This window comes from Nitrospira sp. T9 (genome assembly GCF_052156535.1).
In the GTDB taxonomy this organism is placed as follows: Bacteria; Nitrospirota; Nitrospiria; order Nitrospirales; family UBA8639; genus Nitrospira_E.
In genome coordinates this window covers 43,455-55,650 of the sequence record NZ_JBQKUP010000035.1, presented here as the reverse complement: position 1 = coordinate 55,650, position 12,196 = coordinate 43,455, and the positions used below count along the sequence as shown (strand labels likewise).

The window sequence follows — 12,196 nt, the reverse complement described above, 5'->3', positions numbered from 1 at the left end:
CCCGAGTCAGAGAAAGGAGATACACCATATGAGTGTGTTTGTTGATCGGATGATACGTGCGGCTAAACTTGATGTCCACCTCTATGAAGAGGTGGAAGCAGATAGACGTTCGATGGGCCAGGCAATGGGCGTCGTGCTGTTATCCAGCCTCGCCGGAGGTATCGGGTTTATGCAGGAGGCCGGTCTGATGGGACTGGTCATTGGTACGGTCGGGGCCCTGCTTGGGTGGTATGTGTGGGCATTCATGACCTACCTCATCGGCACGAAACTTCTTCCCGAACCGCAAACCCACGCGGATCATGGTGAACTCCTACGGACGATCGGCTTTTCCAGTGCCCCTGGCCTCATTCGAGTGTTCGGCATTATCCCGGGCCTGAGCGGGTTTGTGAATCTTTTGGCCGGTGTATGGATGCTCGTGTCCATGATCATTGCGGTGCGACAAGCCTTGGATTATCAAAGCACCTACCGCGCCATTGGGGTGTGTCTTATTGGATGGATTATTCAGGCCATCCTGCTTGCGCTGCTTGTGACGACGATGGGCGGGGTGCCTGAACTCATGCTGGAGCAACCGTGATCTCTCTTAATAGATCTTTTGCCAATGATTGGCTGTGCGGAGGTGTGTGATGACATGCACCTGGTCCCATACGAAGCCAAGGCTAGCTACGTGGCGATTCTACGGAGGCGCACTCGCCGGCCTGACACTCTGGCTGGGATGTGCTTCGTCGCCGTCCGGAATTGCTCCAGCTTCCTGTGAGGTCCCTCACCTACAGACGGCGGATCTTCCTGAGCGAGGAATCTCCGCTCACCGCGGAGGGCAGTTGGGATGTCCTGTGAACACGAACGGGGCCTTTCAGCGGGCCATCTGCCTTGGCGTTCACCAGATTGAACTGGATGTGCGATCGACTGCGGATGCCGTACTTGTTGTTTCACATGATGACCGCGTGACAGACGGGCAAGGGCGAACGCTGCGCATTTCCGAGTCGACTCTCGCCGAAGTCCAGAGCCTGCAGCTCGAGCCGTGTGCAGGCGAGGAGGTCGGACAGCGTATTCCCACATTTGAAGAGACTCTTGCCATGATGCCGCACAACATCTGGATCAATGTGGATATTAAAGAAAACAATCCCCTGGTCGGGAGGCTCGTTGCCGAGACGGTCGCCAACGCCCAACGCTTCAATCAGATTATCTTCGGCGCGCGTGACCATACCGGTCCGGCCGTGCGCCGTGTAGCAGGAGAGGCGGAGGAGGAGAGCTGGGTCGTTAATATGAGCCGGGAGATCTTTCGCTCCCAGTATGTTGACACCACTATTCATTCCTGTGATGAGTTCATCCAGCTGTCCATTCTGCGTGGACGTCCAAGCGTCGAGACCATGGATCAACTGAAGCAGGCAGGAATCCGTGTGAACTATTCCTGGCTCGGGGATGAAGACGAGAGCGAGCTCAGGCAAGACCTGGAGGATCTGTTCGCCCGTGGGGTGGACTTTGTATTGGTCGATCATGTCGCGCAGTCCATGGAAGGGGCGTGCGCTCTGGGAATCACTCCGGTGGTTCCGCACTGGAATGGCACGTCTCCCTTCACCTGCATCGAGCCTCCTCGCTGCGCACCTGAATGATGATGGTTCCCACTCCTTCTGTGGATCTTTCCGTTCACGTTCTTCAAGAGCACTTCCATTTCTTATTCACCTGACAACACAGGGAACATGATGAATCAATCAACCCGATTTGAAATACCCGGAGCGGACTCTAAACGCATTGTCGGGGACCGCATTTCCGGGCAGGAACGACAATTGCTTTTTGTAACCGGTTTTCTTTCCAAGCGGTGGGGCAATAAAAGCAAGGCTCTGGCCGAGTTGTGCAAGGAGCGAGGGTGGGGATTTTGCTGTTTTGATTTTCGTGGTAATGGCGAATCAGAGGGCGCATTCGCCGACTATACGTTGTTCGACTGGCTTGCGGACGCGCGATGCGTGACAACGATGCTGGCCGATGGTCCGCCCGTGACCATTATCGGATCATCCTTAGGCGGCTGGGTGGCATGGCTCCTTGGACAGGAATTTTCTCACGTGCAACAATTGGTGCTCCTGGCTCCGGCGTTTAATATGATGGGAAAGCGCGCGCAGGATATTTCTCCTGAACGACGCCAACGGTGGCAGGAGATCGGATGGATGCCCTGGGACGATGACGCCTTACATAAAGACTTTCCGCTCTCGTGGAAATGGGTGGAAGAAAGCGAGGCGTTATGGGCCAGACGATTGGATTCACCCAAGAGGGTGCCCACGCGCATTGTGCATGGACTTCAGGACGTGGTAATCCTTCCAAAAGGCAGCTGGGAATTTACCGAACACCTGCTTACACATGATCCTCAATTTCCTATCGAATTGCTTTTGAAGACCGGGGATCATCGGTTTAGCAGCCCTGCTAATCTTCAGACATTCCTGGATGTTGCACAACGGCTTCAGTAGGAAACCGGATCATGCTTTTTTTACCAACAGAGATTGTCTGCCACCGCTTTTCACCGCTGTGGCTTCTGTCGGAATTTTTAAACCCAGGAAAGGAATGATCACCATGACTGCGAAAAGTCATCCTCATGCCATTACCATTACGCCCAATCCGAATAGGGTCAAGGTGACCTTTAACGGGACGGTCATTGCGGATACCAGGCGAGCCCTGACATTGCGGGAAGGACCTGTGCCACCGGCCCAATATCTCCCGCGTGAAGATGTAACGATATCCTTCCTTCGCCCCACAACTCATTCCACGCACTGCCCCTTTAAGGGTGACGCGTCGTATTTCAGCGTGAGCGTGAATGGCAAAACTGCCGAGAATGCCGTCTGGACATATGAGACGCCCTTAGCTTCTGTGGCCGACATCAAGGATTACGTGGCTTTTTATCCCGAGAAGATGGATGCCATTGAGGAGCTTCCTCCCGTCTCATGATGTTTAAGGATTAAACCCTTTTGTATTCAATGCGGGTTTTCCTCCACACGATGACATCATGTGCCCAAAAGTCGCCCGTGGTCATGGCCAGGTAATCAGAGCAAGGCTATTTTTTATTGGCTCTTTCAATTAGGATAGTTGTATCTCGTCTCTAGGACACACATTTTCATCATTATTCACTTTTTCCCGGGGAGGTATATCATGCCGATCTATGTGAGTTTAGTGAATTTTACCCATGACGGGCTGATGACCATGAAGGCCAAGGGTGTGCAGCGGTCGGATATGGTAAAGAAAAATGTCGAATCCTTGGGCGGGAAAATGCTGCATGCCTTTTATTGCCTGGGGGAATATGATGTGGTGGCCATTTTAGAGTTTCCTAATAATCGCGCCGCCATGAAGGCCGGTGTGCTGAATGCCTCAATGGGACATATTCGCATTAAGACGATGCCAGCCGTATCCCGCGATGAGTGGAAATCGGTCCTGAGCGAAACGTGGGGCAAACCCAAAAAAAAGAAACGAGGGTGACCTGCTCTTCAACTCATTTGGCATTGAGCCGGGGCATACGTGATTTTTCTGATCTCTAAGGGTGAGGCCTAGATTGCCTTCCATTGCGGATCCGTTTCATGGCATGCTCGTGGTTGAGCAGCGAGGCCTTTTTCCCTCACTTTCATTAGACTTTTAGAGCATAATTGTCGGTGATCACCGTTGACGAACAGATTCATCCTGTCGGAAGGAGGTATCTTATGGGGCCAACGAAAGCTGTCGTAAAGGATTGTGGGATCTACGATGCGAAAACCGGGGATTTGATTAAGGATGGGTTTCCTACCCCTGAGTCGATCCAGGATTATGCTGCTCATCATTATTTAGTGCTCCCTGTGGTCAATAAAGACTGTCAACCGTGGTTGCTTGATGGCCAACCGATTTTTTGCTTACGTGGCACCCGCTATGAAAACCTTAAGGACGAAGTATTGCATCTGGCGCGATGTCCGGACTGTGGCGGTATGAGTATCCGGGATGATGAACCGGTCGTTGAATCCGATTGTATCCGGTGCGTGTCCTGCGGCCATGAGTTTGATACCCGCTTGGAAATGATGGAAAGTTAGAGCGAGGTGTTCGTCCGCGATCCAGTATAAGTGTAAATGGTTCCTCTGATTTCGCCCGGGACGATCATGTTGAATAGCGATTGCCATGAAGGTCACAGGAGACCACTTCGTCTCAGACAATCTGCCTTTGGCTTGATGAGACTCCCGTCTGTTCAATTCTATGATGATGCTATTTCCCTCCGAACGTGCATTCAGCCATGCCCTCCACATTTTCTCTTGGATATGACTCACACTGATCTTTGGTGGAATGCCAGTCCTCTCGGTAGATTAGCGGGTATCTCGAATGTCCGGAGATATGTCCGCCCCATCCCATTGCCGGAGAAAAGATATGCCCAATGCGAAACGGGAAAAGCCCTGCTATTTATGTAAGGAAGCAGGGTCGGAAAGCCTGAGTTATTTGGTGTGTATGCAATGCTCCCGGCATTTTTGTCGTCTTCATGGTGACCCGCAAATGGATGAATGTATTAAATGCCTTGAAGGCAACGAAGAAACCTAGAGGGGGCAGTTGAAAAAAGCCGGGCTTTCACTATAGCTGGACCTGAAGGGGGCTTCGAAAAGTTTGTTGTGAGCGGGGCAGGGTGCGCAGTACGAACAGGGGTTATACCCCTATGCACGTAATGCAATCTGACATTAGAGGCGAGCGTCCCGAGTTTCCGGCGTCTCCAGGCTAATCCGGCCCAGCGTGCCATTGCGGAATTCCGTCAAGAGAATTTTCGCCGCCTTTTCCCGATCTAATTCTCCACCTTTTCCTTTCCGCAGACATCCCCGTTTTGTGGCGATGGCTTCGAGCACGTCCGTGCTATCCAGACCCCCTGTGAGGAAGCAATAGCGTTTCGTCAGCAAAGTAGGGTAGCGCGCGAGAAGGATGGTGACAAGAAACTCGGCGATTTCTTCCTCGACCATCACCTTGGCGGTGACGGCATGGATGGTCGCGAGCATGAGGCCCACCTGGGGGTCTTCGATTTTTGGCCACAAGAGGCCGGGTGAGTCAATGAGCGTCATGTGGTCGTTCAGGGTGTGGCGTTGCTGGACTTTCGTCACGGCAGGTTCGTTGCCGACTTTTGCGAGGCGGCGTTTGAGCAGGCTATTCATGAGCGTGGATTTGCCGACGTTGGGGATGCCCATGATCAGCATGCGAAGCGGCTTGCTGGCGCTGTGACGATGCGGGGCCAGGAGCTGACAAAGCCCGGGCACTTTGGCGGCCTGGCCGGCCTGGTGACAGGAGAGGGCGACGGCATTGACGTCCGGTTCCCGGTTGAATTCGTTCAACCAGGCTTGAGTGACGGCGGGGTCGGCCAGATCGGCTTTGTTGAGCACCTTTAAGCAGGGACGCTGGCGGTGCAGCCGCAGTTCCGTGATCAACGGGTTGCTGCTGGCGTCCGGCATGCGCGCATCCAGTATTTCGACGAGCACATCGATGGCCTCCATCGCTTTGGCCGCTTCCTTGCGCGCGACATTCATGTGGCCGGGAAACCATTGTATGGACATAGGGATGAGGCTTCCTGGTAAAAATGACCTCAGAGCGGATAGATCTTATGGACCCATTGCATGACTTTATGGAGTTCCGATTCGGTCATGGCGGCACGGGATTTCCGAAACTTCGAATAGACCGCCCGATTGACCGTCCCATGTGACAGTTTCCGTGATTGCTCGTGCGCACGGACATGTTGTTCGATTTTTTTTCGCAATCGATCTAATCGTTCTTTCGGGGTCTCCTGGTGCATTTCTGTTTGGCCCTGTGTCGCCAGGTTCGCCCACAACCCTTGATTGCGCATTTCAAGAACGCCGGACCGCAGGGGTTGGATACTTGATTCCGCCCGCTCCGTTGGGAGAAGGTCCTGTGCATCGGGGTATGTCCCTTCTCCGGGGACCTGTGTCGATGAAGGGCTGTCGGCGATTGCGGTTGTGCGTTGGGCCAGAATGTATCCCAGGCATTCCCGGAATGGCCGGTCGTCCGGAGCGTAGATATAGGCCCGTTGCTCGGCATAAGGTCCCGCCAGCGGATCCATGCGCGTGGCTCGATGAACGACCTGTTCGATCCATGGCTTGGTCCGGATATGGGTCAAACAGATAAGATGGGTAATGGCCGGCACATCCAGGCCTTCATAGGCCATGGCCACCGTAATCAGGCAATCCACGGCTCCGCTACCCTGTCGTTTAAACGCTTTGATGGCCTGATAGGCTGCCGTGGAATCCTCACTCGTGGCAATTCTGGCCGGCACACCTCGTTCCTGGAGCCAGGCCGTATACTTTTGCGCCTGCTCAATGTTCGCGGCCACCACCAGCAGCTTCGAGCGGGAATGGGTAGTGCGATGTACCTGCCAATCTTTCACGCCCGTGCTCAAGAGTTCCAGGGCTGCTTCCGTCTTCAGCGCCGTCAGAAGTGCCGCTGCCGTCTGCTTTCCGGCATGTGCCAGGCTTTCGACATGGTGCTCGGTTCCCTGAGCGTCCAACCAGGTTGCCTGACAATTTGCGTAATGGACGGTCAAATCAATGCAGGCATGTTCGCGCAGGGCATCGGCTAAGGTGTAGTGGATGATGGCTCGGGATTCCGTACTGTCCCAGTCAAGCCGGTTTCCCCGGTCGGTGGTCGAATACGGCAGAAAGGCTATCGGTGTGCCTTCCCCACGTTCGAAGGTCCCGCTCATCAACACTCGCAGAACCGCCCGGTCATAAAGGGGCTGAATCGCCTCATGCCATAGTCCGCCCTCTTCGAGATGATGCGGTTCATCCAGAACGAGGATATACCGCTTGCGGCGGAATTCTTTGGCGTTGATCTTCCGGGTATCTGCAGCCAGGGCCTGATAGGTCGTGACATAGGCCGCACATCCTCTTGTTGGATGTTCCTGGTTGGTGGTCATCATGGCCTCCAGCCGATGGCCTAGGAGAGCTCGGTGGCTGGGATCCTGGAAACCTCGCGCACCCTGGTCCTGTAAGACGCTACGCGGGACAATCCAGCATAGGGCGTCGGCAATGGCTGGAATCAAGCGGGACGCCAGTATCTGAGGTAGCAGGCTTTTGCCTCCCCCGGGTGTAACAGCACAGACAATGTCTGTCAGTCTTCGCCCGCTTAGAATGTGGTCGCAGATGTCCGCTATTTCCTTCTGGTGCCGCCGTAGCTCCATACTTATCCCTCGGCCATCTCCAATGGAGTCCTGGGATGCTCAGGGATTCGACGAGCTTTGTTGCCCTTTTGGGATGGAGGAACCGGCGATTTTGAGCGATTACTCGCACTCACGGGATCCTCAATGTTTCCGCATTGGAGGCAACGGTCCATGAGGACTAACTGACTGCTGCCCTCTCTATCATAGACGGACTCTTTCACAATCAGTCCACCGCATCGCTTACAGGCCATAAAGAACTTCCTTTCTTCAAAAAAAGATATGTGTTGTAACAGGGTTTTGCCTCATGTTGTTCGAGTCCTTCCCTGAGATCTTCCCTGATCTGATGTCGGACATTCCCGACGACTGAAGCCAGAAATCACTCCTATTAAGAAACAGGCGACCGGTACCAAAGGGACAGAGCTGTACCAAAAGGTTTCTTGTTCCCCATTCCTCTGTGAACCATTGAGAAAATTGCAATTGATGATGGTGAAATGCACATGGAGAGCGAAGCGGTTTTCTCTCTCCTAGGGATCCAACTGTTGATGGCATGGACCCTGAAACAATGGGTCAGTGTCACGCTCTTTGCCGGCATGTGGCCATTCTCATAAAGGCCACCGTAGGGGAATTACCTGATCTCTACCAATTTCTGCCTTTGCCTTTCGTGAATATCTTTGAACAAGTGAGAACTTTTCCAAACAGGGACCATTTCAGGATGGATAGACATACCCAAAATGTCGACAATTTGCAATCGAATAATGATGCGCAGCCTTAAAAATTACGCGATCCGTAGGATCGCAATCCCAAATACATTCCGCAGAAGGCCAGGGATGCCTTTGGGCGTAGGGGTCAGATTGTAAACCCATCCCCTGCAGGAGGCCAAGACCCCTGGGAATTTTCCCTCCTCTATCCCGTAGAAGGAGTAGAAGTGTCAAAGGTTCGTGAAATATTGCCAGGGGGTTCGATCATGCGGTAGGCTCCCCCTCCCTGTTACGGATCAGCGTCCGCTCCCCTCGTCATTGCGAGATGCACGCCCTCCCTGACATCCATGCCAATTTTATGAAGATGGTCTAAGGCCACTCTTGGCCATGACGCACTGAAATCCTTGGCGCCGTGTCTGTGTCTTCCGCGCGTGGATTGTGCGCCCGATGTTTTGAGATTCTTTGAAAAGATTGCCCTGTAAGGAGAAGATTGATGCCTAAAGCGAAACGAGAAAAGAATTGTTATGTATGCGAAAATGCGGATTTAATTCGAATGAGTTTTATGACCTGCCGGCAATGCGCCCGTCATTTTTGTAGCCGTCATGGTGACCCAAAATTGGATGAATGTACCAATTGCCTTGAGGGTGATGAGGAAACCTAGACGTTCGATCAATATTTCGCAGGGAGAGAGGTGTTGAACTATGATGTGATGCAGGAGGTATCGGGTCGGATCTGCTATCGGTCATCTTTTTTTGTGGGAGTGTTTAAAAATGCCGCCAGCGGCCTTCTCGCCCCTAGGCCGTGCTCACGTACTCATCCGTACGCTCCGTTCGTCCAAGCGGCTGCGGCCTTCCCTTCGAGAAGCCTCAGGACAGGACTGGACCGGCCTTTTTGAACACTCACTATTTTTCTCTGGTGAGCCTCCGTGACTCAGAAGCGAATTAAACGGTAAAAAAATACAATATTCAAAGTCCCTATGTGGGTTTCCGGAATGAATTTTCTTTTCATTCCACCCCTGGTCTCTCCTATGGCTGTGGTAGTTGGGTTTCCCGGATCAACACAGATTGTGTTTAATGGGGGCAACATTTACAATGCCGCGTCTCCCCCATTGAAAAGGCTAACGGGCATGGTTTTGAGATTGCCTTGGTCTATGTGCCCGTGACAACATCCTGAGAGGGCATTCCCTGAGTGCGGCGAGATTCCTGTAGGAAGCATAGCCATGGATTGTATTTTGCAGGATTTCCTCTCACTCCAAGCCTGGCAGTCTTTCACTTCCCATTTTCCCCAAACGTTCGACCCTTTCTTGTCATCCTTTACCGGACGTATCGTCTGTGGAAGTCTGTCGAGATGAATCCGTACCTGCTCCCGACTGTAAGGGCCACGTTTGCCCATGAGTGAAGAACATTTCCGCAACATTGTTGAGAGAGTGGGAATTTCCATCTGGGAGGAAGACTTCACTCGCGTCAAAGCGTTGATCGATAACCTTGCTAGAGGGGGAGTGAGAGATTTCCGTCGCTATTTTAATGAACATCCGGATGTGGTGGAACGAGCAATCGGACTGGTCACCATTCTCGATGTGAACTCTGCCATGGTCAGGATGTTTGCGGCGACAAGCCGTGTGGAGCTCTTGCAATCGCTTCACCAAATTTTTCTGCCCGAGACCCATGAAATATTTCTAGAGGAATTGGTTAGCATTGCTGAACATCAACAGTTTTTTGAATCGGAAACGGTCGTGAAAACACTGCGGGGTGATTGTCTCCATGTTTTGTTCACCATTACCTTTCCTCCCTCCGATCAACCGTTTGATCGCATAGTGGTGACCCTGACGGACATTACGAAACGCAAACGTGCGGAAGAGGCTCTGCGCGATAGCGAGGAGCGTTACCGTTCGCTGACGGCGGCGATCACATCTATAGTCTGGACCACCGATGCCAAGGGCCGGTTCGTGACCCCTCAACCGGGGTGGACGGCCTATACCGGCCAGTCCTGGGAACAATTGCGGGAATTCGGCTGGAATGAGGTTATTCATCCCGATGACCGGGAGACCATTCAACGCGTTTGGAATGCGGCCTGCATTTCTGAAACGTTCTTTGAATTTTCCGGGCGGTTGTGGCATGCGTCAAGCAATGGCTATCGTCATGTCGAAGCACGGGGTGTGCCGATCCGGAATGCGGACGGTACGGTGCGGGAATGGATCGGTAAATGTCTTGACGTGGAAGACCGTTGGCAAGCCGAAAAAGCCTTGCAGGAGAGCGAACATCGATTTAACAAATTCATGCAACATTTGCCCGGTCTGGCCTGGATCAAAAATTTGCAGGGACATTATGTTTACGCCAATGAGACTGCGGAATTGGTGTTTCAGACTCCGCGTGAGCGGCTCTATGGAAAAACCGATGAGGAAATATTTCCTCAGGACGTCGCTGACCGATTTAAAGAAAACGACCGGCAGGCGTTGATCAACGAAACGGGTGTGCAGGTGGTCGAGACGCTCAAGCATCAGGATGGGGTGCTCCATCATTCGATCGTGAGCAAATTTCCCATACTGGGGGACGATGGGCGGCCGGTCCTGATCGGCGGAATGGCTATTGACATTACCGCGCGGAAGCAGGCTGAGCAGTTGCTCCTGGAAAGCGAGAGTGAGGCCCGCCGCCTTTTAGCGCTGAATCAAACAATTATGATGAATATGGCGGAGGGGCTGTACACCCTCGACTCCCAGGGTCTCGTCACCTATGTGAATCCCGAGGCGGAACGATTATTGGGATGGACATCCGGAGAATTGGTGGGTCGTTCGATGCACCAGATGGCACATTACCAGTATCCGGACGGGTCACCATTTCCGATAGAAGAATGCGCGGGCTTTCAAGTTTTACGCAACGGCAAAGTCTTGAGAGACTTCGAAGATACCTTTATCAGAAAAGACGGGAATTTCTTTCCGGTTTCCTATTCCTCTTCACCTCTTCGAGATCATGACGACAGGATTGTCGGAGTCGTTATCGTCTTTCAAGATATTACCGAGCGCAAACAGGTTGAGGAGGAAATGCGCAGATGGAAGGACGAGTTGGAAATCCGGGTACAAACACGAACCGGAGAGTTGCTGTCTTCCAAGAATCGCTTGCGTTCATTGGCCGCTCAACTCAGTTTGACGGAAGAACACCAGCGTCGAAAACTGGCGAGAGAATTGCATGATTTTCTCGTGCAATTGCTGGTGGTGGGAAGAATGAAATTACATGAATTGAAGGAGGATGTGTCGCTCTCGCCGGAAGCGAAGGTGCTGACCGGGGAAGTGGAGGGCGTGCTGCAGCAGGCGTTGACCTATTCGCGAACGACCATCGCGGAACTGAGTCCTCCCGCCTTGCATGAAACCGGTTTGGCGGTATCATTGAAGTGGCTGGCTGAACGAATGGAGAAACATGGTCTACGGGTGGAGGTCCACACTCGTGATTACCAGACTATCCATCTGTCCGAGGATCGGGTGATCCTGTTGTTTCAGTCGGTCCGCGAATTATTATTTAATGTACTCAAACATGCTGGCGTGGATGAGGCAACAGTTCGGATGTCTTCGGGACAGGTCGGCAAGGTGTGCATTGCGGTGGAGGATCACGGAAAGGGACTACATGCCGGGGCGATGCAGCAAGCCATGGAGCCCGGCCATCTGGGTTTGTTTGCGGTACAGGAGCGGATGGAGGCGATGGGAGGAAGAGTGGAATTCACTTCGGCTCCGGGAAAAGGCACTTCTGTCCGGTTGGTGTTGCCGATTCACGGGTCTCCAGGAGAGATTGACACGGAATCGCCGCGCGAAAAAAAAATTACACAGTCCCCCGGATTGGAACACACGCCCGTCAATCCACAATTCGAAGAGTTCGCTAGCACCGGACACACTTCAGTAAGGCAACGGATCCGGGTGATGTTAGTCGACGACCATGTGATGTTTCGAAAAGGTATGCAGAAATTACTGGAACGATTTCCGGATGTCGAGATTGTGGGAGAGGCCAATGATGGAGAGGAAGCGGTGATGGTGGTCCCTCAGCTCATGCCGGATGTCGTGGTGATGGATAACAATATGCCCAAACTCAACGGCATTAACGCCACAAGACAGATTTGCCGCGAATGGCCGGCTATTAAGGTCATTGGGTTGTCCATGTACGATGAGAAAGAGATTCGGGCGGCGATGCTCGATGCCGGCGCGGTCGATTATCTGCAGAAAAATGGCAGCGTCACAGAACTTTACCAAGCCATCTGTGCTCTGTTCCCAAAGTCGTCATGACCCTTTGGATTAGCTGAGTCCTGGTGCAAAGGCCATCAACGACAACCTTACATCATGGTGGTTCTAAAGTTCGTTCACACCGGCCTACTGCTTGTA

General features: G+C 52.8%; 10 protein-coding genes. 7 read left to right on the top strand and 3 right to left on the bottom strand.

Annotation, left to right across the window (positions count from 1 at the left end; translation table 11 throughout):
• Positions 1-28: 28 nt before the first annotated feature.
• The 6 genes from ACTRXD_RS10605 to ACTRXD_RS10580 all read left to right on the top strand — a co-directional run bounded on the left by ACTRXD_RS10605 (position 29) and on the right by ACTRXD_RS10580 (position 4,034).
• Complete coding sequence (locus ACTRXD_RS10605) at positions 29-574, top strand: YIP1 family protein (RefSeq protein WP_442431784.1); 546 nt, start codon at positions 29-31, stop codon at positions 572-574.
• 49 nt (positions 575-623) lie between these two features.
• Positions 624-1,610: a glycerophosphodiester phosphodiesterase gene (locus ACTRXD_RS10600; RefSeq protein WP_442431783.1), complete on the top strand. Its 987-nt coding sequence runs from the start codon at positions 624-626 to the stop codon at positions 1,608-1,610.
• A gap of 87 nt (positions 1,611-1,697) precedes the next feature.
• Positions 1,698-2,456, top strand: coding sequence for an alpha/beta hydrolase (locus tag ACTRXD_RS10595; protein WP_442431782.1), 759 nt, complete (start codon positions 1,698-1,700; stop codon positions 2,454-2,456).
• A 103-nt stretch (positions 2,457-2,559) separates the two neighbouring features.
• Positions 2,560-2,931, top strand: a complete 372-nt coding sequence (locus ACTRXD_RS10590) for a DUF427 domain-containing protein (protein ID WP_442431781.1) — start codon at positions 2,560-2,562, stop codon at positions 2,929-2,931.
• Between the two features lie 201 nt (positions 2,932-3,132).
• The gene (locus ACTRXD_RS10585) at positions 3,133-3,456 is read left to right on the top strand and encodes a GYD domain-containing protein (RefSeq protein ID WP_312639921.1); all 324 of its coding nucleotides are present in this window, start codon (positions 3,133-3,135) and stop codon (positions 3,454-3,456) included.
• Positions 3,457-3,674: 218 nt separating this feature from the next.
• Positions 3,675-4,034 carry a hypothetical protein gene (locus tag ACTRXD_RS10580; RefSeq protein WP_442431780.1) on the top strand — a complete coding sequence of 120 codons (360 nt, stop codon included), beginning with the start codon at positions 3,675-3,677 and terminating at the stop codon, positions 4,032-4,034.
• Positions 4,035-4,664: 630 nt separating this feature from the next.
• Here ACTRXD_RS10580 and ylqF read toward each other — a convergent pair.
• From ylqF to ACTRXD_RS10565, 3 genes are read right to left on the bottom strand one after another with little or no spacing between them, the layout of a single operon-like run.
• Positions 4,665-5,522 carry a ribosome biogenesis GTPase YlqF gene (ylqF, locus tag ACTRXD_RS10575; protein ID WP_442431779.1) on the bottom strand — a complete coding sequence of 286 codons (858 nt, stop codon included), beginning with the start codon at positions 5,520-5,522 and terminating at the stop codon, positions 4,665-4,667.
• A 29-nt stretch (positions 5,523-5,551) separates the two neighbouring features.
• Positions 5,552-7,159: a DEAD/DEAH box helicase gene (locus ACTRXD_RS10570; protein ID WP_442431778.1), complete on the bottom strand. Its 1,608-nt coding sequence runs from the start codon at positions 7,157-7,159 to the stop codon at positions 5,552-5,554.
• 2 nt (positions 7,160-7,161) lie between these two features.
• Entirely contained in the window at positions 7,162-7,389 is a 228-nt protein-coding gene (locus tag ACTRXD_RS10565; RefSeq protein WP_312745645.1) for a hypothetical protein, read from the bottom strand.
• A 1,837-nt stretch (positions 7,390-9,226) separates the two neighbouring features.
• On the opposite strand from ACTRXD_RS10565, the gene ACTRXD_RS10560 reads away from it, so the two are divergent.
• Positions 9,227-12,100: a PAS domain S-box protein gene (locus tag ACTRXD_RS10560; RefSeq protein WP_442431777.1), complete on the top strand. Its 2,874-nt coding sequence runs from the start codon at positions 9,227-9,229 to the stop codon at positions 12,098-12,100.
• Positions 12,101-12,196: the final 96 nt, after the last annotated feature.